Source organism: Psychrobacter sp. TPE 89C, from assembly GCF_055522395.1.
On record NZ_JBVFXW010000007.1, the window covers coordinates 70,091 to 96,213 of the forward strand.

Sequence of the window (26,123 nt, forward strand, 5' to 3'; positions counted from 1 at the left end):
AGACTATTAGCCCTTTATCATTACATTCATCTCTCAATACCAATTCACTGACTAAACACCTTATGAATTTATGCCGTCAAAATATACTACGATATATTCAATAAGGCATCGCCATGATCATCACGTAAATCCTTTTTCACCATTTTTCCAGCACCGTTAAGCAATATACTCTCTACAAAAATAACTTTATCTGGTATCTGCCAGCTGGCTATTTTATCCTCATAAAATCTCAATACTTGCGCCTCGTCGATTTCTGAACCTTCTTCTTTTACGACGATCAATACTGGACGCTCGCCCCACTTTTTATGCTTTGCCGCAATGGCCGCTGCGATTTTGATTTCCGGATGTGCGACTGCGATATTCTCAAGCTCCACTGAAGATATCCACTCGCCACCAGATTTTATCAAGTCTTTTGAGCGATCACGGATATTCATGTAACCATCTGCATCGATGGTGGCAATATCACCCGTATCAAACCAGCCGTCTTCAGTGATGGCATCAGGGTTCTCTGTGTAATAATCATTGATAATCCAGTGCCCTTTAATTTGCAAACGACCTTGAGACAGACCATCTTCTTTTACGCACTTTGACGGCTCATCAGTGTCTATCAAGCGTAGCTGAACCCCATAAGGCGGGCGACCTTGAGACTTGCGCAAATCATTAATCTCTTCTTTACTCAGTGATTTATGCTTGGCTTTTATTTGATTCATCGTCCCAAGCGGACTGGTTTCAGTCATACCCCAGCCATGTACTGCATCGCAGTTGAAATCTTCTCTAAATGTTTTGATAACTGATGGTGGACACGCTGCGCCACCAACGATAGTGCGCGTCATACTCTCAAGTTTGCTGCCTTTAGATTTCGCGGCAGTCAATAGACTTTGCCAAATCGTTGGAACGCCTAGCGCGACTGTTACCTGATAATCATCAATGAGAGAGACCAGACTGTCACCGTCTAGATTGGGGCCAGGCAATATGAGAGAACAACCTGTTAATGCAGCAGCATAAGGCGTACCCCATGCATTGACATGAAACATAGGTACTACCGGCAGTAAAACATCTTGCGCAGATAGTGCTGAGACGTCAGGCATACATAATGCCATTGCGTGAAGTACAGATGAGCGGTGAGTATATAAAATACCTTTAGGATTGCCTGTTGTGCCTGAGGTATAGCATAAGGAACTGGCAGTCGCCTCATCGAGTTGAGGCCACTCAAAATCAGGAGAATGCGCTGCTAGCAACTCGTCAAAGAACAGTACATTCGGTAACTGCTCTACAACCTTTTCATTTCTAGCGCTCAAGCAAATAAAATGCTCGACGCCTTTGATGTCTCCCTTAATTGCCATAATCAACGGCAAAAAAGTCACATCAAAGAACAATACGCGGTCGTCAGCATCATTAATAATATAGCTGAGCTGCTCAGGGAATAATCGAGGATTGATAGTATGGCAGACCATACCACTACCCGAAATCGCATACCACGCTTCTAAGTGACGATGATTATTCCAAGCCAGCGTAGCGATTCGTTCTGAGGACTTTAATCCAAGTGTAGCCAGCGCATTGGCCAAACGTTTTGAGTTGTTGGACACACTAAGCCAGTCAGTATGCATTATCTGTCCATCGACTTCTTTGGAGACAACCGCTGTATCACCATGATAGCGTGCAGCATGTTCAATAAGACCACTGATCAGCAATGGCTGATACATCATTTTTCCTAACATATTACATTCCCTGTAGTTGTTTGAACGTCAGCTTACTCTTATTGGTATATCATCTGATACTCCGAATAGGCCACAATTAAGAATAATCAGAATTATTAGTTAAAACAAGCGAATATTATGACCTCAATTGATGAAAAAATAATGTTTGCTCTCTTATACTTCAATTCTGAACGATAGCTCATGGTCATTTTAGATAGAAACACCTAAAATTTAGGCAAAAAAAATCCGACCACATTGAGTGATCGGATTTTTAATATTTGGTGGAGATGGCGGGAGTTGAACCCGCGTCCGCCAGCATTACGCTCATGAATCTACATGTTTAGTTTCTGTCTTTAATTTTAGTCTGCACCGATCCGACAGTCAGGATGGATTAGCCGATTCTCTACTTTTGAACCCAAGCGATTGAGACAATCCCTTGTGGCGAGCCTACATGCGGACGCTTCAACTTAGTTGACCAACTGTAGGTGATCAGCAACTTAGTAAGCAGGGTTTATGCTGCTAGAGCGTAATTTTCGTCGTTTGCGACTATAACAATATATGTTGGATTAACGAGAGGACATATACTCTCGACATGCATCATTGAGTTTCATTACCAGCGTCGAAGCCAGAACATCCCCAATAAGGTCGACTATTATATAGTAGGTAGTGGGTAGGTTTCAACCTTTATAAACCCTGTATTACATTACGTTACAGCTCAACTGTCTAAGCAAGTACTGCGTTCAACCATGTACCAATCGCTTGAATCTGCGGCATACATACCTGATGTGCCATCGGATAAGTATGATATGCCACGTTATAGCCTTTATCAGACAATAATTGCTGTGCCTGCTCACCCAAAACAACAGGGACAACCGGATCATGACTACCATGTTCGATTAGAATTGGCATGTCTTTATTAGCAGCACTATAATCGATATTATCATTGGTCGCTAAGTAGGTAGAGAGTGTCATCAAACCAGCCAAACGCTTTGGATAGCCAAGTGCCACATGGTAAGCCACTGCCCCGCCCTGCGAAAATCCTGCAATGACGATATGCTCAGGAGAGACACCGCGCTCAACCTCACGGCTGATCAAATCATTGATTTGTTGGGCAGACTCTTCAATCTGAGCAACATCGATTTTACGTTCTAGACTCATCTCTAAAATATCATACCAAGCTGGCATGACCATACCGCCATTCACCGTCACTGCACGCTTTGGTGCATGTGGGAAAATAAATCGTACAGCCATATCATCAGCCAAGCCCAGCTGCGGTACCACAGGCTCAAAGTCATGACCACTGGCACCTAAGCCATGAAGCCAAATGACAGCACGGTCTATTTTTTTATTGGTAGGGTTATGCTCAACGATAACAGCGTCTAAATAGTCAGTCATGACTGATCCTTAATACAATTTTGATAGTTTAGCTTTGAGAATTGGGAGTGAAATATTTTTGTAACAATCACTCGCCTGTCATTATCTTTTAAAAATTATCAGGTAACGTAAGGGATGGATAAATGACAGCAATATTGTACTTATTATTTTTCACTTTTTGTAGGGACAGTTTACATGACAATGTTAGATAATTCAGTGGCGACGCTCAATCAACTCAAAAAAACGCCATTTAAAACCGTTAAGATGGTCAGTATAGCCATAGCACTAGGGGCCACTTGCACCCTATCAATGGCCGCAGACGATATACGCAATACCACATTGACTCAAACATCCAATCAAACCATTAAGCCATCACTAAAGCAGTTGTCAAAAAACTTACCTGCCAAGCCTCAAGCCTATACCTATGGTGTGCGGCCATTCTACTTGGTCAATGACATGGATGCAGGACCATTAAAAGACGAGCTGATGGCTTGTAGTGCGCAAACGCCTAGCAAAACCAATTTTTCTATCGCGCATCGCGGTGCACCGCTACAATTACCTGAACACACTTATGATAGCTATGTTGCCTCAGCGCAAATGGGCGCAGGTATCTTAGAGTGCGATGTGGCTTTTACCAATGACGGCGAGCTGGTCTGCCGCCATGCGCAAGACGACCTGCATACCACTACTAATATTCTGGCGACCCCGCTAGCCAAACAGTGTACCGTACCGCCAATTATCGACGCCAACGGTGTGCTGACCAATGCTGACAGCATTGAATGTCGCACATCAGACATTAGCGCAAATGAGTTCAAGACCCTCACAGGAAAAATGGATGCCGCGGATAAAACAGCTACCACTCTCAATGATTATATGAATGCAACGGCTGCATGGCGAACTGATTTATATTCACAAAATGGTCAAGTACTCACATTAAAAGAACATATTAAGCTTGCTCAAAGCCTAGGTATGAAACACACGCCAGAGCTAAAAGCACCAGCCGTCACTATGCCATTTAACGGCTATAGCGTAGATGCTTATCGTCAGCAGCTGATTGACACTTATAAAAATGCAGGCGTGGCTGCCAGTGATGTGTTTGCGCAGTCGTTTAATATTGAAGATGTGGATTACTGGATTAAAAACGAGCCTGATTTTGGTACCAATGCTATCTACTTAATTGATGATAGTAATGAGACCGCAGACGGGAAAACATTTGATAAAAATGACCCTAGCACGTGGAAACACTCGCTAGCCAATATAAAAGCGCGTGGCATTAAAACCATTGCCCCACCACCCTGGATATTGGTAACCACTGACGCGACAGGTAAAATGATACCATCTGCTTATGCCAAACAAGCTAAAACACTTAATTTAGATATTGTTACTTGGTCAATTGAACGCTCAGGGCCGTTAGCAGCAGGTGGCGACTGGTATTATACTGACTTAGGCAAAGCCATTAGTAATGATGGTGATATGATGACTTATATCGATGTACTGGCGCAAGATGTTGGGGTCAAAGGTATCTTTTCAGACTGGCCCGCAACCGTTACCTACTATGCTAACTGTAAAGGTTTAAACTAGTCTGTATTGAAAACTTATAAGTAATGCCTATTAATAACCAAAAAGTCAACTGAGTCACAACTTGGTTGGCTTTTTTATATGCTGGAATATTGGTTCAAAGGTTAGTTCAACGTCTGCTTTGACTCATTCAGTTAATCAACGACTGCCATATCAACACCTCAAAACGTGAAAACAGTTCGCCTCTCATTTTTTCCATCAATTTTTCATCGCTTTTGACAAGCATTCACAAAATGCCTTGGGACTTTTATGCTAGGATAATCCCAACAACTTTGGAGTCTTTCCATAGCTCCAAATACAAACTTTATTCAGCAGAGTGGACACTGACAGTATCTATGCGATTGTTATCTATTAACCGTCACGTCAAGCAGCCATTTTTTACACATTTTTCTAAAATAAGTATACCGTCATGACTCATATTTTACTGGTAGAAGATGATCCCGCCATTGCAATGTCGCTCAAGGTCACTTGCAAGCGTGAAGGCTGGCAAATTACATGGCTAGACAATGCCAGTAGCGTACTGCCGATTCTACATAGTGAGGCCGCAAGCGATCTATCAGCCATTATTTTGGATGTTGGATTACCAGATGGTGACGGTCTCAGCTTGTGTCAACAAATACGCCATACGCCTGATATCGATGCCTTAAAAGACATTCCCATCGTGTTTTTGACGGCACGTAGTGATGAGGTCGATCGTATTTTGGGCTTAGAGATGGGCGGCGACGATTACTGTGCCAAACCCTTTAGCCCGCGAGAGTTGGTCGCCCGCCTAAAAGCCATTTGGCGACGTGAGCAATTATTGTCTCAACAGTCATCCGTCCCTACTACCTCAATAGACAATGACAACCCGTCTAATAATATGACTGGGCAAGCATTAACGTTTGAATGTCAGTCTGGCATTTGGCATTACCAACCGCTCAATTACTCATTGATGTGGCAGGAGCAAAAGCTGGATCTGAGTAATACCGAGCGCAAAATCTTATTGACCTTATTACAAGCACCCAATCAAGTCTTCAGTCGTGAGCAACTGTTAAATGCAGTCAGTGACTATCCGGATCATCGCTTGGCGAGAACGATAGACAGCCATATCAAGTCAATTCGTAAGCAGCTGGCTACCGTAGATGCTAGCATCGATGTCATCCATACGCACCGTGGATTGGGCTATGCGTTATGTCCCGCTTAGCTATATTTTACTTAGTACTGACTTTCTATAACTGCAAGCAACACTGATAAAAATATGACCAATAAAGCGAATGACATCGATGATGACCATGCTAATAGCAGCGTTAGTCATCCTGCTCATGCCAATCAAAGTAACTGGTATGCAAAGTTACATCCTATTGGCACTGCGCAGCAAACGACTGAGCCAAAACGACTACTGAATCTGAGTATATTTTTTAGAATTTGGTTAGCCGTTGCATTGGTGTTGACCATTTGCGGTGTGGTAGTGTTTACTCAACTATTTGGCTATGTCAAACCAACAGCACAGCAAGTCATCGAAGACACGTTATTAGATACCAGTAAATTGCTCTCGGTCAGCTTGCAGGTGCCATTATCGTCTGGGCAGCTATATGAGGAGGCTTATCAAGCAAGACTGGATTCAGCATTCATCGGCACGCCAGCGACGAACAAAACCAGAGAGCCAGAATATAAAAATAAAAGCTATAGCAGTTTTCGGATATATGTCACAGACCATTCTGGCACGGTCATATATGACTCTCTGCCTTACCCTGACAACGATGAAGGGCAGGACTATAGTCGTTGGAACGATGTCTATTTGACCCTACAAGGTCAATATGGCGCAAGAAGTACTACGCGAGATCACAATCAGCGTGATGGTACGATCATGTATGTGGCACAGCCTATAAAAAATGCTGCTGGCAATCTGATTGGCATCGTCAGCGTCGGTAAACCTGTCGCTAGTGTACTGCCTTATTTGGATGATACGCGCAATCGTATGCTGATTACCGCGCTGTTTATGAGCATCGCTGCCCTGATGTTGGCAGGGCTGGTGGCATGGTGGCTTAAGCAAAGCATTACCTTGGTTACCCAATATACCAGTGCGTTGGCTGAGGATACCAAAAAACCCTATTTTTACTTAGGTCATGAGCTTAATAGCCTGACAGATACGATTGAATCTATGAAGCATAGATTGGAAAACCGATCTTATGTGACCGATTACGTCCATACCCTCACCCATGAGTTGAAAAGCCCATTGACCGCAATTCGTGCCAGTAGTGAACTGTTAGAGGACGATGGTCTCGATAGTAGCGCATTAGACATTGAAGATCGGCAGATGCTGATCCAAACTATCGGTGAACAAAGCATAAAAATGCAGCAGTTAATTGATCGATTACTGTTACTTGCCAAGATTGAGCAGCCAACTTTTAAGCTAAATCAACAGCTGACGCCTCTATTACCATTACTACAAACCCTTGCAAAAAATAATGCCGCTAAATTGCAGCAGCAGCTTTTAGCACCTATTGACATCTATATCGATGATGCACGCTTTACTGACACCATACATTTACAGCCGAATATATTGGCAAATACCAGTGTCTTTGCTGATCAGTTCTGGTTGGTACAAGTGCTACAAAACGTATTGGATAATGCCATTCACTTTGCTGAGAGCACGGTCAATATTCATATTCACAATACAGTGCAGACAGTGACTATTGATATATTTAACGATGGCAAATTACTACCCGACTATGCCGTAAAAAAAGCCTTCGACCGTTATTTTAGTTTATCGCATCAGAGCCAAGCCACTTATAGCGCAGCAAGCCAGCCCAATCAGTCATCAGAGCCTTCACTTGATAAGCAATCAATCGCAGAAACCAAACCAGAGCAGCCTAACACGTCTGGCAACACTCTCAAAAAAGGCACTGGCCTTGGTTTAACGTTAGTAAAACAAGTAATCGAACACCACGGAGGTCATGTTGCAATTGACAACGTGCATAGTAATGAAGGTTCTGAAAATGGCGAGAGTAGCGCTGTTAAATACCCACACTCTGGTGTGATGGTTAGCATTACACTGCCTTTAGCTCGCGAATAAAATTCATTAAACTTCCATCATTCCTACACAAGTTTTCTATCTCATTGTCTTACGATAGCGTTATTCAAATTCGTAAGACAGATTAAGGATAGAAATACGATGCAACACACACTTATTACCAACCATATTGTTAATAACAAGCTTATCGAAAGTCAATTGATTGAGAGCTTGCTAGGACATAGTCGTCATCATTGCGCACAGATTTTGTCAAATCAAGGCATTGATAGTATTGAGTTTGGACACTGGCTCGCCATTCCCAGTCAGCAGGTGTTATTGGTGTTTCGCCATCAAAGGTGTGTGGCTATTGATGCTTATCAAATAGCGGCTTAAGCACTTATTCAACTTTACATCAGATAGCAACCCACTAATTTAAGAACTTTATACTCATCCATGAAAAAGCCCTGTGCTAACTCTAATCAGAAATCATTAGAGCCAGCGCAGGGCTTTTTCAATCACATTACGATAAAAATACTGGTACTGGTGCTAGTGTTGCTACTAACACTAAAGCTATGTAATCGACTCTACCGGCTGCTTCACATCGCCATTTTGACCACGATGACGCAGGTAATGATCGAGCAATACAATCGCTAGCATGGCTTCTGCGATAGGCGTGGCACGTACGCCAACGCACGGATCATGACGACCCTTGGTCAGCATATCGATCGACTCACCTTGCGTATTGATACTCTTGCCAGCGGTGGTAATACTAGACGTTGGCTTTAGGGCAATACTGACACGGATGTCTTGCCCTGATGAGATGCCGCCCAAAATACCGCCAGCATGATTGGCAGTGAAACCGTCTGGCGTTAGCTCATCACGAGAACTGTGACCGAACTGTCCAGCCACTGCCATGCCATCGCCCATTTCAACGCCTTTTACCGCATTGATACTCATCATGGCATGAGCAATATCAGCATCTAATCGATCAAATACTGGCTCGCCAAGTCCGACAGGGACACCGCTTGCAATGACTTCTAGACGCGCACCGCAACTAGTGCCTTGACGGCGCAAGTTATCGATTAATGACTCAAAACGAGTCACCGCTTCTTTGTCAGCACAAAAGAATGGATTGCTATTGACGAATTCCCAATCAATTTGACTAACATCTGTGACGTTACTGTATTCATTGCCAATCTGAGTCACATGACCACGGACTTGCACGCCTAAACGGTCTTGTAGATATTTTTTTGCAATAGCACCAGCCGCGACGCGCATCGCCGTCTCACGTGCTGATGAACGACCACCGCCACGATAATCGCGAAAGCCATATTTCATACTATAAGTATAGTCTGCATGACCCGGACGGAAAGTATCTTTAATCTCGCTATAATCTTTAGATTTTTGATTGGTATTACGAATCAGTAAGCCAATAGACGTACCAGTCGTTTTACCTTCAAATACGCCAGAGATAATTTCAACTTCATCAGATTCACGGCGCTGAGTCGAGTACTTAGACGTGCCCGGTTTACGGCGATCTAAGTCTACTTGCAAATCCTCTTCAGACAAAACCAAACCAGGTGGCACGCCATCGACGATAGCCATAAGGCCTGCGCCATGCGACTCTCCACACGTAGTGACAGTGAAAACCTGTCCGATACTATTGCCTGCCATATCTATCCTTAAATAAGTAAACGCAACTTATGCTTATTTTATTCATCGTTTGTGACTGTGACGAATTACCGATTATTATGATAATCAGTACCTAGTCACGACCTATATCTGACTATTGAATACTGTCTAATAGCTGTACATAAGAGGCAAACAACTGACGATGGGTCATGAGCTCATCATAGGTAATCGCAAAGACACCATGACCGCCGTGGGCAAATTTCAACCAGTCAAGCTGGATTTCAGGATAGGCTTGTTTTAATGCCCATTCGCTATCGCCCACTTCGCAAATTAGCAGACCTTCAGGGCTTAGATAGTCTGGCGCTTCAAACAAGATACGATGTACCAAGTCTAGCCCATCTTGACCAGCAGCTAGGGCATGCTCAGGCTCATATAAAAACTCAGGTGGCAAGTCTGCCATGATGGCCGCATCAACGTACGGTGGGTTGGTGACGATGAGCTCATACTGGTTTTCAGTAGGAATCTTCGCAAACAAATCTGATTCAATCACATTGACCTGATGACCAAGATCATGATGATCGACGTTGACCATCGCTACTTCTAGCGCACCTTTATCGATATCGACAGCATCAACCAATGCATCGACGAAACGGGTCGCAAGCGCGATAGCAATACAACCAGAACCGGTACACATATCCAAAATACGCTCAGGCTGAGACAGTTGCTTGACGTCTAGGCCATGATCGTAAAACGCTACGCCTTGCTCATTAGGACTGCTTCCTAACGGCTTAGCCAGTTCAGTCACCTCAAAGTAAGGATGAAACTGCTGACGTATCAATTCTGCTATCGGTGAACGTGGAATCAAAACACGCTCATCGACATAAAAAGGCAAGTCACAGAAGTATGACAAGTTAATCAAGTAACTGAGTGGCTTACGTTCAGCGATGCGCTCTTCTAGCAGACTTAGCACCAACTGCTTCTCTGAAGTCGTCAAGCGACAATCAAGAATTTGCTCATTCGCTGACCAGTCTAGCGATAATGAATGCAATACAATGGCAGACGCCTCTGCGAATTCATCGGTAGTACCTTGGGCGACGACCACATCATAATTGCGTAGTTGAGTCACTGAAAAACGAATGAAATCGCGAATACTGACGAGCTGCTCTCGCGCTTCTTCTAGCTCTGCATGCAAATTGGCAAATTGATCGTCCTCACCGAGAAGCCCAGACTCCAAATCAAACGCCATATTATCTTCTAGACTATCGTCATTGAAGTACTGGTTTTGAAACTCTTCTGCGCTCATTGTTTGGTCTTCTGACATATCATACCTTGCTGATTACATGTTCGTTGACGACATGTGGGTGGGTTAAATCGCTTCTAATAAAAGCCGATCTATTAATTAATATTCTATATTATACATTATAGACATAAACACTAAGTAGCGCCAATATTTGCATTTTTGTGTTTATAGAGATAATAGGAAATGTAATTAACTTCAGTCATATCATGAGCTATTACCCTATCTAAACTCTCGCTCAGTTATTACCCAACTGTAGTGAATACGTCAGCAGTTGACGTTTGGCAAGCATTAAGTGAAAAAAGATGTGTCTAAAGTTTGCGAAGCATCCAAATTATGCGCATAATAGCCACATTAGTACCAACTACAAGTGATTCAACATGATGAAAATAAAGCCTATTATTACTGCTATTTCTATCGCTGCTGTCAGCGTTAGTGCCATTGCTGCCACTGCCGATACGACTCGCACATTGCCAGTACGTACAGCGGATTCGCTTGCGAAAAAAGTCAGCCTCAATGTGCAAGAAAATCGCAGAAACTCGTTAGACCGTCGTACAGCGACTGACAACATGACGCAGCTAATCGATTCAAAACAAGCACCGAAAGCGGCGGCGCCTGATAATATGAGCGCAGCTGAGCTGATGCGTAAAGATGAGCAGGCTGACCGTACTGACGATATAAGCGAAGGTCAAGCGGTTGCTGCTCCTAGCAACCTGGCATCGATCGATTCATCTGACCCACTTTCTTTTGAATTGCCTGAGAACGAAAAACGTCAAGACTTTAGTGATGACCCTACCATCAAAAATATCGAAGACAAAGATGGTAAAAGACACACTACCTTGAACCTATCAAACTATGCCAAGCAAGTGAATAGTTCTGTCTGGTCACCAAACATGAAAGTCAACTCAGCGATGACTATCAAGATGCAGGCGTTACTAGATTGGAACCATGCGTCTCCTGGTCCTATCGATGGTGGTTGGGGTATGAATAGCAAAAAAGCCCTTATCAACTTTCAAACCATGAAAGGTTTGACTGCTAACGGTAAAATGGACCAAAAAACATGGGATGCTTTGATCAAAAACATTCCTGCTAATAAGCCCGTACTGGTCACCTATACGCTGACTAAAGCAGATCTTGATACCAACTTTGCGACTACTCCTTCTGGTTCAGAAGCCAAGTCAAAAATGAAAGGTTTGTATTATCAAGACATCAAAGAGATGCTCGGCGAACGTTTCCACATGGACGTACGCTACCTTGATAAGTTGAACAAAAACAAAGAATACAAAGTCGGTGAAACCATCACAGTATTGAACAACCGTGGCGAGCTTAACCAACGTATCAACCGTATTGTTGCTAACAAAGCAGACCAAACCCTGTATGCATACAATGGTGACAAACTGGTTGCTACCTATCCGACGACTGTCGGTAGTGCTGCTACACCATCACCAAAAGGTACGTTCAAGATCATCAATAAAGTAAAAATGCCTTGGTATAAGTCAACAGTCGGCGAAGGTGCTCAAAAGAAAGTGCATATGATCGCACCAGGACCAAATAATCCAGTAGGCGTTGTTTGGATGGGACTATCTAAACCTTCTTATGGTTTACATGGCTCACCAGTACCTGAAGGCATCAGTCGTCAAGGGTCAGCAGGTTGTGTGCGTTTGACCAACTGGGATGTACTAGAGGTTTATGCAAACGTTGAGAATGGCGCAGTGGTCGAACTTCAATAACGCGCTATTATAATCATCAACATAGTGACTAATATAGCGACTAAAAAAGACCTTGATATATCAAGGTCTTTTTTATGGCTGAACATAAATGATGGTTGAATATCCTGAAAATATCTTACACTTTATACCCTTCCTCATTGCCAGTAATACTACCGACTTTTTTGGTAAAGAATAACCCTGCAGGGATAGATACCAAAATTCCCAATGCGACTGCTATTTGCACATGCAATATCTCATTAAAACCTGTTACTAACGTGGCAACTATAAACACACCAATGGTAACGGTTGCTGCTATTGAATAAATGACAGAAAATAATGGCCAGTTCATAAGATACTCCTTACTTTTATTGTGGATATATTACCTTTATACACTAAACCCACATTAAAAGTAAGTATTTAATATAGATCCATAGAGTAGCCATAACAGATGATTTAGAGCAAAAGCCATGTTAATATTAAGGTTTTATTCTGATAGTCTCAATATCATAAATATTACCTTTCAGCTATTATCAGTTACCGATTAACGTCCCTTCTTGTTCGCAAAAAACTCATATACCTTCCTCCATTTATCATTACAATAACGACTTTCTTTTACTTTTTAAGAAAGCTACCTGCTATGACCTCATCTGAAGAAAAACCGTCTAATAATACGAGTACCACCAAAGACTCATTAGCGATGACTAAGACTGAAAAAGAAAACGCTATGGTCGCGAATGGGACTGATAGCTCTGAGCCAGACAGTACTGCAAAAAATGCTGAACCTTCAGAGCATCATGATGAAAATGCATCCGATAAGGACATGGCAGATACACACAATCCTGACGCAAAAGTAATCATAGAATCGATCAGTCCAGATGTAGCAGTTGCGACATTAGAGACACCTGATACCACAACATCTGAATCCGACACCTCTGAAGATAAATCACAGCCTTCTACTGAAGACTTAACACCAGAGACTGAGTTAGAGTCAAATAATAGCTATATTGAACATACTCACCTAGAAAATCCTGAAGCTACAAAAAAAATTCAAGATGATCCTGACAGCACTAAGCAAGCCTCTCAAGAGGAGGCCGACGCTGAAGTAACCGTTTCTGATAGTGATATAGAAGACAGCTCGCTAAAAAATAATACGAATACAGAGCAGTCAGTCAACGACTCAACAAACGCTATTGCAAATAAGCATCAGACTGGCACAAAACAAGACGGTCAGAAAAATATAGATGATACTGTAAAAGATGAAGCCAACGATCAAGAAGCGCAAGAGGAGGAAGTTAAAGAACAAAAGGAAGCCAAACTAGAATCTTATAAGCAATTTGTCGCCGAGCAATTTAGCAATCAAAAAGTAGACTATCCAGAAGTCCGAGTAAGGATTGAAGCCAATGCGCTGCCTAGTAAAATGTATTTCATCATGAACATACTGTCTGCCATCATTGCCAGTTACGGACTAGTGACCAATTCAGCAGCGGTGGTCATCGGGGCTATGTTAGTGGCCATGATGCTAGGACCGATTACAGGTGTCGCATTAGCCATTATTGACCACCGTATGCCGCTACTGCGCAGGTCACTTATCACCATGCTCATCGGTGTGTCATTGGTGATATTGGTTGGCTTTATCGTGGGCTGGCTACATAAAGATCAGCCTTTAACAGCAGAAATACTGTCACGTACTCAGCCAACATCCATGGACTTAATGATTGCTCTGGCAGGTGGTACTGCTGGTGCTTATGCGATGGTCTCGCCGCACCTCTCGGTTGCTGTTGTGGGCGTAGCCGTTGCCACCGCACTGGTGCCACCACTGGCTGCTAGTGGTATTTTATTGGCTAATGGTGAGCTACAGCTCGGACTCGGTGCGTTTTTATTAGTCATCACCAACATTATTGCGATTCAATTTACCAATGCCTTAGTGCTTTGGCTGCTAGGGTTTCGACGTTTGGTTGATGACGATTATAAATCAAATACTTACTTAACTTTTTTGCGACGTAATGCCGTAACTTTATTATTGTTAGGTGGATTGGGTACTTATTTGACCATCAATCTACAGACCAATGCCAAGCAGCAAGTATTTGAGAGTAATGTCAAAGAAACCATCAATAGTTACTTCATTGATAAGGGCAACGTGCTAACCAATACCCAATTCGAAACTGTCGATGACAACCAAGTCGTACGTGCTGTCATTCGCGGGGAGACAACGCCTAGCTCATATGATGTCCGTCAAATTGAATTGGCAATTACCCAAGATATGGCGAAAAACTTTCCCAAATATTTACCCATTAAACTACAACTGCGCTACTTGCCAGTAAAGGTGATTGAATCCAATCCATTGATACAAGATAAATTGGATGAAACTGATGCAGCGATTTTGACCAACTAATTCATTCGCGAGCCAGCATTTTTTCATGTTTTAAAATACTGGCTATAGTCAGCTCAAGATAATTTTAATACAATCATGAAGGCAAATGAAAGTACTACCAATAGCAGACTTAGCAATCCTGATACGCTATCTGATCTATATAGAGTTGTCTATATATGCACAGAATAACCTTGCAGTTGTAACTCTTGTACCAAGAGCTTGGGCGTTTGTGCTAAAATCGCTTGCAAAATTATTTTACTTCATCTACTCAATTCTATCCGTCAGTAAGGAGCCGCTGTGAGCCAGCCATTTCGCTCAGCCGATATTCGCCAAGCCTTTATCGATTTTTTCATAAGCAAGCAGCACACTACAGTCCCATCGTCTAGTCTGATTCCGCATAACGATCCGACATTGCTATTCACCAATGCCGGTATGAATCAGTTTAAAGAGACTTTTTTGGGCATGGAGCCACGTGACTATACACGTGCTGTGTCCTCGCAAAAGTGCGTACGTGCTGGCGGTAAACACAATGACTTAGATAATGTTGGCTACACTGCCCGTCATCATACGTTCTTTGAAATGTTGGGCAACTTCTCATTTGGCGATTACTTTAAACAAGCCGGTATTGAGTATATTTGGGAGTTTTTGACATCAAGTGACTGGTTAGCAATTGATAAAGACCGTCTGTATGTCACCATTTATGAAACCGACGATGAAGCCTTTGAGATTTGGAACAAGAACATCGGTATTCCAAGTGAGCGCATCATTCGTATTGGTGATAATAAAGGCGCGCCGTATGCGTCAGATAACTTTTGGACGATGGGTGACACCGGTCCTTGTGGTCCTTGTACCGAAGTTTTTTATGATCATGGTGTAGATATCGAGGGCGGCCTACCGGGCACACCTGAAGAAGACGGCGACCGCTATATCGAGATTTGGAACTGTGTGTTTATGCAGTTCAACCGTCAAAAAGACGGTACGTTATTACCACTGCCAGCACCTAGCGTTGATACAGGCATGGGTCTTGAGCGTATTAGTGCCATCATGCAAGGCGTCCATGGCAACTACGAGATCGATTTGTTTATCCATTTGATGGATGCAGCAGCTGAGATTTTAGAAATTAACAATGAACAGCAATCATCATTGAAAGTCATCGCCGATCACATTCGTGCCGTTGCCTTTTTGATTGCTGATGGTGTCACACCAAGCAATGAAGGCCGTGGCTATGTGCTACGCCGTGTGATCCGTCGTGCGGTGCGCCACGGTAACAAGCTTGGTGCAGATGGTGACTTTTTCTATAAAATGGTCGCACCATTGGTTGCTGAAATGGGCCACGCCTATCCTGAGTTACAAGACAAGCAAAGCGCCATCGAAAACGCCATTCAAAAAGAAGAAACACAGTTTGCCAAGACACTAGCACAAGGGTTGCGTTTGCTTGCCAGCGAACTTGAAGGGTTGCAAGATGGTGACACGCTCTCTGGTGAAGCAGCCTTTAAGCTATATGATACATATGGCTTCCCACTTGATTTGACCGCTGACATCACTCGTGAACGCGGTATCGTTATCAATGAAGCTGAGTTCGATGAGCACATGCAAGCACAACGTGAGCGTGCTCGTGATGCTGGTAAGTTCGATGTCGATTATAGCAGCATCATTCAAGTAGAAACGCCGACGACCTTTATCGGTTATGAGCAACTTGAAGAAGAAGGCGTAACGATTGACGCGCTTTATCAAGATGGCAATTCAGCAGACAGCTTGAATGAAGGCATGGAAGGTGTTGTTGTACTTGACCGTACCCCGTTTTATGCCGAAGGTGGTGGTCAGGTTGGTGAGCTTGGCGAAATTCGTACCACATCTGGTGTCTTTGAAGTCCAAGATACCAAAAAATCTGGCCAAGCCATTATTCACTATGGTGTTGTCACCATGGGTGAGATTAACGCCAAACAAACGGCTGATGCGCAAGTACTCTCTAGCATCCGTGCAGCCAGTGCCAAAAACCACTCAGCTACGCACCTATTACATGCAGCATTAAGAGAGGTATTGGGCGACGCGGTCACCCAAAAAGGCTCACTAGTATCAAGTGAAGTATTACGTTTTGATTTCTCTTATGACAAGCCCGTTAGTGTTGCTGAAATCAGCCGTATCGAACGTCTCGTCAATGAACAGATTCAAGCCAATACCCCTGCGCGTATCGAGAACATGTCGATTGATGAAGCCATGAAAAACGGTGCAATGGCGCTGTTTGGTGAAAAGTACGGCAGTGACGTTCGCGTGCTTACCATGGGTACAGACAGTATCGTAGATGGTCAACGCAAGCCCTTCTCTATCGAGCTATGTGGCGGTTTGCATGTACAGCGTACTGGTGATATTGGACTGTTGAAAATTACGAGCGAGTCAGGCATTGCTGCTGGTATTCGCCGTATTGAAGCCGTTACTGGCATGAATGCGGTCAAAAACATTCAGCAAAGCGAGCAACAATTGAGCGAGCTAGCAAGTCAGCTTAAAGTAAAACGCCCGGAAGTTGCACAGCGTGTACGTACTATGGCAGATAAGCAACGCGACCTAGAAAAACAACTAGAGCGCTTGCAACAAAAAATCGCCAGTGCCCAAGCAGCCAACTTACTCGACGACGTGCAGACTATCGCAGGTACGTCAGTACTTATCAGTATGTTAAGCGGTGTCGATGGTAAGTCAATCCGTACGCTGATGGACGATATCAAATCGAAACTTCCAGATAGCGTGATTGTATTGGTGGGTGACAAAGACGATCAGCTAGCCCTAGCAGCCAGTGTGGCCAAGTCTGTCACAGCCAAAGTAAAAGCGGGTGATATCATTCGTCACTTGGCAGGTGAGCTGGGTGGTAAAGGTGGTGGTAAGCCTGACTATGCTCAAGGCGGCGCACCAAAGTCTGGTAACAGTGCAGCAGTCATTGATGCGCTACCTGCTTGGATTGCAGACCAGCTTGGCTAGATAGTAGAGAGCCAACTGAGCAAAACGCTGCATCCTCAAATGTACAATACGTGATTGGTTATAACCATTATAACCAATCGCCATACATCTAAGCCGCACTAGCACTTAACGTGGTGACGTAGATATGATATAAAGGTCAACGTTTGAACACATTGTTCATTCATTGACTGCTAAGCACTATTGAATAATAAGTACCATTAAATATAAGCACCATTGAATAAATGAAAGGCATAGGGCGCAACTCTTATAATACGGCTTTGTCTATGCAAACATTGATTGAGCGGCACGTGGCTACATTGGCTCTCATTGATGATAACAAAAGGCCATTAATGAATAATAGGTAGATTTTTATGGCGTTAATAGTACAGAAATACGGCGGCACCTCGATGGGCAGTATCGACCGCATCAAAAACGTCGCCAAACGAGTCAAACGCTGGCATGACAACGGTCATCAAGTGGTCGTTGTGGTATCTGCCATGAGCGGCGAAACCAACCGTTTGATCGATCTGGCTCGCCAAATTAGCACTCAGCCTGATCCTCGTGAATACGACCAAATGGTTTCAACAGGTGAGCAGGTTTCTATCTCATTGCTCGCGATGGCGATTAAAGAGCTTGGTATCGGTGCGCGTTCATTTACTGGCCGTCAAGTCGCGATTAAGACGGATAGCGCCCACAATAAAGCCCGTATCGAAAGCATCGATGATAAAAATATTCGCGAGCAGTTAGATGCTGGCAATATTGTCATCGTCGCAGGCTTCCAAGGTATTGATGAAGAAGGCAACGCGACCACATTAGGTCGCGGTGGCTCTGATACTACTGGTGTCGCTATTGCGGCTGCTTTGGGCGCGGATGAATGTCAAATCTATACCGACGTTGATGGCGTCTACACCACTGACCCTCGTGTCACCTCAAAAGCTAAGAAACTCGAAAAAATTACCTTTGAAGAAATGCTTGAGATGGCAAGTCTTGGCTCTAAGATTCTACAGATTCGTTCAGTAGAGTTCGCGGGTAAATATGGTGTGCCTTTGCGTGTACTATCTAGCTTTGATGAAAACACAGACGGTAGCTTTGATCAAGAATTTCAAGACAATGTCGGCACATTAATTACGATAGACGAAGGAGATAGTATGGAACAGGCAATCATCTCAGGTATCGCCTTTAACCGAGACGAAGCAAAAATTGTAGTGCGCGGTGTACCTGATCACCCTGGTATTGCCTCTGCTATCTTGAGTCCGATTGGACGCGCCAATATCGAAATCGATATGATCGTACAAAACCTTTCGACCAATGGCACAACCGACTTTACTTTTACTGTCAATCGCTCTGATTTAGACAAAACCATGAAAGTGCTGAATGAAGAAGTTAAAGACGAGATTGGTGCAAAAGAAATCTTAGGTAATAGTGAAGTCGTGAAAGTCTCACTAGTGGGTGTGGGTATGCGCTCGCACGCCGGTGTCGCTAGTCTTATGTTCCAGACGCTCGCTGAAAACAACATCAATATCCAAATGATATCGACCAGCGAAATCAAAGTCTCTGTACTGATTCAAGACCAGCATTTAGAAAAAGCGGTTAAATCACTACATACCGCATTTGGTTTGGATCGCGAAGATGGCGAAAGTAAAATCGCTGGGCTATAATAGCCGTCTATAATCCTGATGTGTTCTTTATAGTGGTTGGACTATTATTTTAATTAACAGTAATAGATTTGGCTGGCACAGTTATCACTCATGGGTTACTAATAACATTCAATAATACGTTCAATTAAATAGGGTCTCTTGAGATCCTATTTTTATTTTTTATTATTGCTGACGTTAGTAGTTACCTAATAGTTTTGTGAAAACTCGTGACAGTCTCTGCCATGCCCCCTATAATGGGCTTTCATTTGGGCTAAATGAATCTACCTATCATTGCCGCCATTGGCACTACGCTAATTATTTTAGTCATGCCGATATATAGTATGTTTAATACTGCGGTGATGTCCTGCAATTGAGAAGTAATCTAATGAGTAATAATTTGTTGATGCGACATAAGGAGTGTGACGCATGTTAATTTTGACACGCCGCGTGGGCGAAACGCTAATGATTGGTGATGAGGTCAGTGTGACTGTCCTAGGTGTCAAAGGCAATCAAGTACGTATCGGTGTAAATGCACCTAAAGATATTGCCGTACACCGCGAAGAGATTTATCAACGTATTCAGCATGAGCGTTCTGTACAGTCGCAAATGCAACATCTTGAGCAAGGCAGTTTTGCGCCTTCTTTCGATGATGAAGACTATTTTAATCGCTAATCGATATATTTTCACTTTTCTAATCTGCTCTGAGGTCATTTATTTATGAGTATTCGCCAATCAGACATATCGGCTCTACTTAATGGTTTGAACAAAAAAGCCATTGGATTCAATGATGTCATCAGTTTTATTGATGATTTTTATCGCTATGCACCTGCCCCTTTTGTTAACGGCATGGTACATAATGCAGCTGGTGAAAACGAAGGCAGTGCAAAGATTTTTGGCTTTGCTAAGCTCCATGGTCTTGATCAATTAGACACGCTAAAACTATTCGGTGAGCATTATGCCAAAGTTCAAGCAACCCCTAATGGTACCGACCATGCCAATATTCGTAATTTTTTACATTGGGGTTGGCAAGGGTTTTTGATGCAAAAAAACCCACTGACAGTACGCCCTAGCGTTGATACGACTGCACTTTAATCAATCATCAAGCAATAAAAAAGCCACGCTATATATAGCGTGGTTTTTTTATTGTAGTCTACATCGATAATAAGTGCTTATTTATCACGAAACTTGACGGGTTGCACGGCCCCTTTAGGATTCGGCATATTGGGATAATGATGCTCATGCTCAACATCACATTCTGCTCCAACGACAGACCCGTCATCTTTTACTGGTTTATGAATGTAGCCAGTACGCTCAGCAGGTGGTAGGTGCTCATGCTCCCAAACCATGATGGCTTGCATACAAGTTTCACGCTGTTCAGCGGTTAGCTTACGACCATCAGGCCATTTACCTATCTCAATTGCCATACGAAACTTATCAGCCACTTCTGGCGTCAAACTTGCCAATATCGTTTGCTTATCCATCTTATCTACTCTCCACTACTATTTTTTATAGCATATTCTATCTAACGTTTTTATATAACAGATGCACTTATTCGTCATCGTCCATAATATCATCATCGACATCCAGACTGAATTCTTCAGCATGGACGTTCCAGTGCAACTTTGTACGACAAGCTTCATAAAAGTCAAACCCTGGCGGATGCAACAGTGTCAGCTTGTCAGGGTGCTTGCGAATATAGAGCCGCTGCTCTTGCTCAAGCGGCACACTCGGCTTACCATCTGCACTGACCATCGGCTGCGTGCGATTGTCTTCGTGAATACGAATACATACCTCACTATTGCCGCTCACCACAATCGGCCTACTAGATAGCGTATGTGGATGCATAGGTACTAGACAGATCGCATCCATACTTGGATGGATGATAGGGCCACCGCCTGACAATGCGTAAGCGGTAGACCCAGTCGGTGTGGCCGCTATCAAACCATCACTATGCTGTCTGTACACATCATGCTCGTCAATTTTCATCTGAAAATCAATCATGTGTACTGATTTTCCAGCATGTAATACGATGTCGTTGAGCGCCATGTCTTCGTGGATAATCTTACGACCTTCTCGTATCTCCATGGTCAACAGAAACCGATGATCTAGTTGGTAATCACCCATCAAGACTTGGCGTAGCTTAAACGCTGCCTCATCAGGCTTTACATCTGCCAAAAACCCAAGCCGACCACGGTTAACGCCCAGCACAGGAACACGGTAACGTGCTAAAGCTTCGGCGGCATGCAATATCGACCCATCACCACCAACAACGATGACCAAATCGCAAATTTCACCGATGAGACTGCGCTTAACGATTTTAACTTTTTCAATCTCAGTGAGATTCAATGTTGGTAAGTTGGCCGTCTTCACATCCATAATCAATGTGAGATTCATATCATTGATCGTTTGGGCAATCTGCACGAGGCTTTGGGTGACACTACGCTTGCCTGCACGGCCCATCAATCCGATACGCCTAAAAGCAGGGTTTTTGATAGCGTGAAACAGCTCTGACTCATGTAAGTGTGGCAATCTGGCTGACTGCGCTGAGTTTTCCATAAAATGGCTCGGTATAACGGTAAAATACTAGGTAATGATAGCGATAAATGAGCGCTTAGACTAGCATGTTTATGAATTATCGTTGTTAACTGTCGTAATCGACCCCATATAAAAGCCATCATACGTTACTTTTAGACGTGTTTATTTAGCTACATAGCATCACATTATTATAATTCAATAAGCAACTACAGAATGTCGTGAGGCCTTTATGGCCGTCACGCAAACACAGTTGACAATAATGGCGGATTTGCTAAAGTAGCTGTTATCTAACTCATTTATATTTTATTATTAGGGACATATATATGGCCAATCCTATTGTCAGTCGCGCAGAACTTGCGATCGGCGGGAATCCAATGACGGTCAAGGGTGTTATTCAAAAGACCAGTCTATTACTTGGGCTATCAGCTATCACTGGTGTGGGCTTTTTCTTTTATGCACTTATGGCAGGTCTATCGCAGGGTTTTATCACGATGGCAGCTTTTGGTAGCATGATTGCTGCATTCGTTCTCGCTCTTTTTATCACTTTTAAGCCACAAAAAGCCAAGACTTTGGCTGTACCTTATGCACTACTAGAAGGTATATTTTTAGGCGGTATTTCACTTTTCTTTATGAGAATGTATCCAAGTGTGCCAGTGACTGCTATGTGTGCAACCTTTGTCACAGCAGCCGTTATGCTAGGTCTATATCGTTCAGGTTTAGTCAAAGTTACTCAAAAGTTCCGTTCAATCCTGACCTCAGCCGTTATTGCCATCATGCTGGTCTATGTGGCTCAGTGGGTGCTTTCTTTAGCATTCGGCTCAAGCTTACCTTTCTTGTTTGAAGGCGGCGTTATCGCTATTGGCTTTAGCTTATTCGTTATTGTTATTGCTTCTTTCACACTGCTATTGGACTTCGATAATATCGACCGCGGTGTGGCAATGGGCATCTCAGAAGACTACGAATGGCTATTCAGCATCGGTATACTTGCCACACTAGTGTGGATGTACATTGAATTTATGCGCCTATTAAGCTATCTACAAGATTAGTATAAATAGACTGTCTAACAGTAAGCTAAAACAAAAAACCGTCTTTTATTAAAGGCGGTTTTTTTTATGGGTAAAGTCTTGCTTCAATTAGCGATATTTTACTTTCAAACCCTATCGAGCAACTTATAGAAAGCTAACTACCTAAGTCATCGATTGAGCCAATACCTCAAATATTTTTGAATGATTCATTTGCGCCACATTGAAACGCATAAAGTTTTCAGCATTGTCCGATTGACTAAAAACGTTGCCCGGTGCCAATACCACACCTTTTGATAAACAGCGATTGGCTAACTCGGTCGCATTATTATTCTCAGGTAATCGGCACCATAGGAACATACCTGCTTGTGGGAGCAGCCACGGTACGATGCCTAATTTAGCCAGTCGTGGTAGCGTATGAGTACGCGCGCTTGCCAGCCGAGTATGCGTATCATTCATATGTTTACGATAGCCGCTGTCAGTCAGTGCTGAGAAAACAACAGCTGCCGCCAACTGACTGCCACCAAAGCCAGTCGCTATCTTTAAATCTACCAAGCTCTCAACCCATTCTATAGGCGCTGCAATATAACCACAGCGTAGGGATGCGGATAACGTTTTAGAAAAACTGCCGATATAGAATACTCGTGATAACCCATCTAAAGCCGCCAATCTCGCCGCAGGCTTGACTTCAAAATCTGCAAAAATATCGTCTTCGATAATGTACAAACCAGCCGCTTGAGCCAATTGTAATACACGGTATGCCGTAGCAGGTGATAACGTTGCACCCGTAGGATTGTGAATGGCAGCATTGGTGATGTATAGGCGCGGCTTATGCTCATCTAAAATCGCTGCAAAGGCCTCTACATCTGGCCCGTTTGGCGTGTAAGGGACACCAACTACTTTGACCCGATGGGCAAGCAGCTGTGCTCGAAAGTTAAAGTAGCACGGATCATCGACGACGACCGTATCACCTGGTGTCAGCAAAAATCGAAAAATCAAATCTATCGCTTGAGTACCTGAATCCGTTAATATCACCTGTGACGGTTCTGCATTGATACTCAATCCTGCCATACGCCGCGTGAATAGTTGGCGCAATGGTAACAGTCCTAGCGGCGTTGCATATTCACTGATAATGGACACGTCAGCCTTTGCCACATTTCGCAAGCCACGGCGTATACCTGCCTCAAACAGCCAATCTGCTGGTAACCAGCCGCAGCCTGGCTTTAGCGCACCATCGGGTGGCTCCAGTGACTGCCGTGATACCCATAATGGATCTACCACTCGGTCAATTTTTGGCGCTATATCTGTCAATAATAGCGGCGCTGTCGTCTCTGCCACGTAGAATCCTGCACCAGGCCGAGAGTAGATAATTCCCTCAGTTTGCAGGCGCTCATAAGCTTCAACCACAGTAGATGGTGAAAATCCATAGCTTTTAGCGGCTGCCCGTACAGACGGCAGACGTGATTCTGGCATATAGATAACGGTCGCTATTTTCTCTCTTACGTCAGCCATGACAATTTCGATACGTGTTAACTTATTATTCATATTTTTACATTTTTTGGTAGGTCAGCTTCTATGAAGTCTTGTCTCAAAATTATAGATGAGAAAATATATTGACTTGATATCCGAACTGTATGGGCTCTATAGACCAAACAGTTCTGTCTAATTGTACTGGATTGTATGTAGATAACCTACTGCGCTTTTGTTTTAATCATTGAACATAAAACGATGTAGAGGTAGGTGTCATTCTATTGTGAATCGCTCTAACCTCAGTCAATTCAATGATCATTCTTCAAAAAGTAGCAATATATGACCACTAAAAAATATAATAAATATTTGGCCTTTGCCTTATGCGTGATAACGACAAGCGTCAATATTCAAGGGCCGCTTTATGCCGTTTACGCACACAATGATGGCTATGGCGTACTAGCAACTACGATAGCGTTTTCCTTTTATGTATTAGGCGTCATACCGGTATTGTTGGCTTTTGGTGGATTGTCTGATCGCATCGGACGACGCAAGACCATTTTAATCTCTTTGGCACTATCAATAGCGGCGACGGCTCTCATGTTGTTTTATCCGTACACGCGAGCGTTAGCAGTAGCGCGATTCATACTGGGTGTGGGAACAGCTCTAATGGCTGCTACGGCGACTGCCTATATGATTGAGCTGCTTGGCTCATCAGATACGATGCGTGCGACAGCATGGGTGACGGCCAGTACGACGATAGGTTTTGGTCTTGGCCCTGCTTTGACGACAGTTTCTTTGATGTTTTACGAAACAGAGCAGCCAGCCAGTTTTTTCTTACTGCTAGCAAGCGGTCTTGTTGCGATATTTTTAGTGTATCAATTACCCGAAACGTCACCTAAACGCACTAATTTGCCCACATCTATGCTACGGCTACCTTATTTTAACCGTGAAGTCATCTGGTATGGCAGCGGTATTTTGATTTGTTGGGCGACGACCGGATTGGTGTTGTCAGTTATTCCCTCAGTACTGGCCACGCATGGACTCGCTAAGTATGCAGGGATATCCTCTATGTTAGCCATCAGTTGTGGATTGATTGTTCAGCCAATCGCCCGAAAACTTGACCCTCAAGTTTCAAGCAAGATAGGCCTCTTAATCTTACTACCAGCATATGTTTTATTGGCTTGGGGAACCTTGAACGCCAACCTTCCAGTGATTCTTTGGGCTGCTTTTTTAGCTAGCAGTAGTTGTTATGGCTTTGTCTATTTAGGAGGTATGCTAGGAGTCGCACGCTCGGCTGGCAATGAGCAGGCACGTGCGAGTGCAGGCTATTTTTTGATGGCTTATATAGGGCTTAGTGTGCCTGTCATCTTTACTGGTTTGATTGTGGATCGGTATGGTGCTGCTACTGCATTCTACGCCTTTGGTGTGTTTTCATTAGTTGGTGTGATTGTCTTGTTTGCCAGCCAGCCTATGTTGAAAGTTAGGCGTCATTCAACCTTAGAAATGAGAAAAATTACCTGATCAAACCTTAAGTAGAAGTAAAAGCAGCATTATTTTCCTTTGATCAATCGTAAAATGCGATACACGATAAAGTAAGAAATAGAATAGAAAGGCACAGGATAAGGACATAAATGCTTTAGATGGTCTGTTCTCTTCTATTCAGAAGTCTTACCACACACCAATCTGAGTTTTAGGTGATACTACAGACACAAAAAAACCTCAAACAATCTAATGTTTGAGGCGAAACTTGCTTAAACTCGAAAGCCTAAATTCGTTTTAAATATGGCGCAGCGGACGGGACTCGAACCCGCGACCCCCGGCGTGACAGGCCGGTATTCTAACCAACTGAACTACCGCTGC

General features: G+C 43.4%; 19 protein-coding genes, 1 tRNA gene, 1 other RNA gene and 1 pseudogene. 12 read left to right on the forward strand and 10 right to left on the reverse strand.

What is annotated here, in order from left to right; all coding sequences use genetic code 11:
- Positions 1–86 precede the first annotated feature (86 nt).
- The 3 genes from ACZW67_RS03975 to ACZW67_RS03985 form a co-directional block, all read right to left on the reverse strand.
- Entirely contained in the window at positions 87–1,718 is a 1,632-nt protein-coding gene (locus tag ACZW67_RS03975; RefSeq protein WP_465182246.1) for a long-chain fatty acid--CoA ligase, read from the reverse strand.
- Between the two features lie 258 nt (positions 1,719–1,976).
- Positions 1,977–2,335, reverse strand: a transfer-messenger RNA (tmRNA) gene (gene ssrA / locus ACZW67_RS03980).
- Between the two features lie 85 nt (positions 2,336–2,420).
- A complete protein-coding gene (locus ACZW67_RS03985) occupies positions 2,421–3,092 on the reverse strand; it encodes an alpha/beta hydrolase (RefSeq protein ID WP_465182247.1) in 672 nt (223 codons plus the stop codon).
- Positions 3,093–3,266: 174 nt separating this feature from the next.
- Here ACZW67_RS03985 and ACZW67_RS03990 point away from each other — a divergent pair, with 174 nt between their 5' ends.
- The 4 genes from ACZW67_RS03990 to ACZW67_RS04005 all read left to right on the forward strand — a co-directional run bounded on the left by ACZW67_RS03990 (position 3,267) and on the right by ACZW67_RS04005 (position 8,034).
- Positions 3,267–4,652, forward strand: coding sequence for a glycerophosphodiester phosphodiesterase family protein (locus ACZW67_RS03990; RefSeq protein ID WP_465182248.1), 1,386 nt, complete (start codon positions 3,267–3,269; stop codon positions 4,650–4,652).
- Positions 4,653–5,058: 406 nt separating this feature from the next.
- On the forward strand, positions 5,059–5,832 hold the full coding sequence (locus tag ACZW67_RS03995; protein ID WP_465182249.1) for a response regulator: 774 nt from the start codon (positions 5,059–5,061) through the stop codon (positions 5,830–5,832).
- A 54-nt stretch (positions 5,833–5,886) separates the two neighbouring features.
- On the forward strand, positions 5,887–7,704 hold the full coding sequence (creC, locus tag ACZW67_RS04000; protein ID WP_465182250.1) for a two-component system sensor histidine kinase CreC: 1,818 nt from the start codon (positions 5,887–5,889) through the stop codon (positions 7,702–7,704).
- A gap of 99 nt (positions 7,705–7,803) precedes the next feature.
- On the forward strand, positions 7,804–8,034 hold the full coding sequence (locus tag ACZW67_RS04005) for a hypothetical protein (protein ID WP_465182251.1): 231 nt from the start codon (positions 7,804–7,806) through the stop codon (positions 8,032–8,034).
- A 177-nt stretch (positions 8,035–8,211) separates the two neighbouring features.
- Here the strand turns inward: ACZW67_RS04005 and aroC are convergent, their stop codons facing one another.
- Together aroC and prmB are read right to left on the reverse strand one after the other, a co-directional pair.
- Positions 8,212–9,315, reverse strand: coding sequence for a chorismate synthase (aroC, locus tag ACZW67_RS04010; protein WP_465182252.1), 1,104 nt, complete (start codon positions 9,313–9,315; stop codon positions 8,212–8,214).
- Positions 9,316–9,427: 112 nt separating this feature from the next.
- On the reverse strand, positions 9,428–10,594 hold the full coding sequence (gene prmB / locus ACZW67_RS04015; RefSeq protein ID WP_465182253.1) for a 50S ribosomal protein L3 N(5)-glutamine methyltransferase: 1,167 nt from the start codon (positions 10,592–10,594) through the stop codon (positions 9,428–9,430).
- Between the two features lie 356 nt (positions 10,595–10,950).
- On the opposite strand from prmB, the gene ACZW67_RS04020 reads away from it, so the two are divergent.
- Positions 10,951–12,300: a L,D-transpeptidase family protein gene (locus ACZW67_RS04020; protein WP_465182254.1), complete on the forward strand. Its 1,350-nt coding sequence runs from the start codon at positions 10,951–10,953 to the stop codon at positions 12,298–12,300.
- A gap of 115 nt (positions 12,301–12,415) precedes the next feature.
- Here ACZW67_RS04020 and ACZW67_RS04025 read toward each other — a convergent pair whose 3' ends face one another.
- Entirely contained in the window at positions 12,416–12,628 is a 213-nt protein-coding gene (locus tag ACZW67_RS04025; RefSeq protein WP_110922650.1) for a hypothetical protein, read from the reverse strand.
- Between the two features lie 288 nt (positions 12,629–12,916).
- Here ACZW67_RS04025 and ACZW67_RS04030 point away from each other — a divergent pair, with 288 nt between their 5' ends.
- From ACZW67_RS04030 to ACZW67_RS04050, 5 genes and pseudogenes are all read left to right on the forward strand, one after another.
- Positions 12,917–14,671 (forward strand): TIGR00341 family protein, encoded by a 1,755-nt coding sequence (locus ACZW67_RS04030; protein WP_465182255.1) that lies wholly within the window; start codon positions 12,917–12,919, stop codon positions 14,669–14,671.
- Between the two features lie 276 nt (positions 14,672–14,947).
- Entirely contained in the window at positions 14,948–17,620 is a 2,673-nt protein-coding gene (gene alaS, locus ACZW67_RS04035) for an alanine--tRNA ligase (RefSeq protein WP_465182256.1), read from the forward strand.
- 350 nt (positions 17,621–17,970) lie between these two features.
- Positions 17,971–19,257: an aspartate kinase gene (locus tag ACZW67_RS04040; RefSeq protein ID WP_465182257.1), complete on the forward strand. Its 1,287-nt coding sequence runs from the start codon at positions 17,971–17,973 to the stop codon at positions 19,255–19,257.
- A gap of 405 nt (positions 19,258–19,662) precedes the next feature.
- Positions 19,663–19,830, forward strand: a pseudogene (gene csrA / locus ACZW67_RS04045) (carbon storage regulator CsrA); the annotation flags it as partial.
- Between the two features lie 123 nt (positions 19,831–19,953).
- Positions 19,954–20,328: a HopJ type III effector protein gene (locus ACZW67_RS04050; protein WP_110922646.1), complete on the forward strand. Its 375-nt coding sequence runs from the start codon at positions 19,954–19,956 to the stop codon at positions 20,326–20,328.
- A 77-nt stretch (positions 20,329–20,405) separates the two neighbouring features.
- Here ACZW67_RS04050 and ACZW67_RS04055 read toward each other — a convergent pair whose 3' ends face one another.
- Together ACZW67_RS04055 and ACZW67_RS04060 are read right to left on the reverse strand one after the other, a co-directional pair.
- On the reverse strand, positions 20,406–20,717 hold the full coding sequence (locus ACZW67_RS04055; protein ID WP_110922645.1) for a YeaC family protein: 312 nt from the start codon (positions 20,715–20,717) through the stop codon (positions 20,406–20,408).
- Between the two features lie 67 nt (positions 20,718–20,784).
- Complete coding sequence (locus ACZW67_RS04060; RefSeq protein ID WP_181416247.1) at positions 20,785–21,792, reverse strand: NAD(+) kinase; 1,008 nt, start codon at positions 21,790–21,792, stop codon at positions 20,785–20,787.
- A gap of 302 nt (positions 21,793–22,094) precedes the next feature.
- Here ACZW67_RS04060 and ACZW67_RS04065 point away from each other — a divergent pair, with 302 nt between their 5' ends.
- Positions 22,095–22,817, forward strand: a complete 723-nt coding sequence (locus tag ACZW67_RS04065) for a Bax inhibitor-1/YccA family protein (protein WP_465182258.1) — start codon at positions 22,095–22,097, stop codon at positions 22,815–22,817.
- Between the two features lie 141 nt (positions 22,818–22,958).
- Here ACZW67_RS04065 and ACZW67_RS04070 read toward each other — a convergent pair whose 3' ends face one another.
- On the reverse strand, positions 22,959–24,338 hold the full coding sequence (locus tag ACZW67_RS04070; protein WP_465182259.1) for an aminotransferase-like domain-containing protein: 1,380 nt from the start codon (positions 24,336–24,338) through the stop codon (positions 22,959–22,961).
- Positions 24,339–24,602: 264 nt separating this feature from the next.
- Between ACZW67_RS04070 and ACZW67_RS04075 the strand changes: the two genes are divergently transcribed.
- The gene (locus tag ACZW67_RS04075; RefSeq protein ID WP_465182260.1) at positions 24,603–25,784 is read left to right on the forward strand and encodes an MFS transporter; all 1,182 of its coding nucleotides are present in this window, start codon (positions 24,603–24,605) and stop codon (positions 25,782–25,784) included.
- 262 nt (positions 25,785–26,046) lie between these two features.
- Here ACZW67_RS04075 and ACZW67_RS04080 read toward each other — a convergent pair.
- Positions 26,047–26,123, reverse strand: a tRNA-Asp gene (locus ACZW67_RS04080).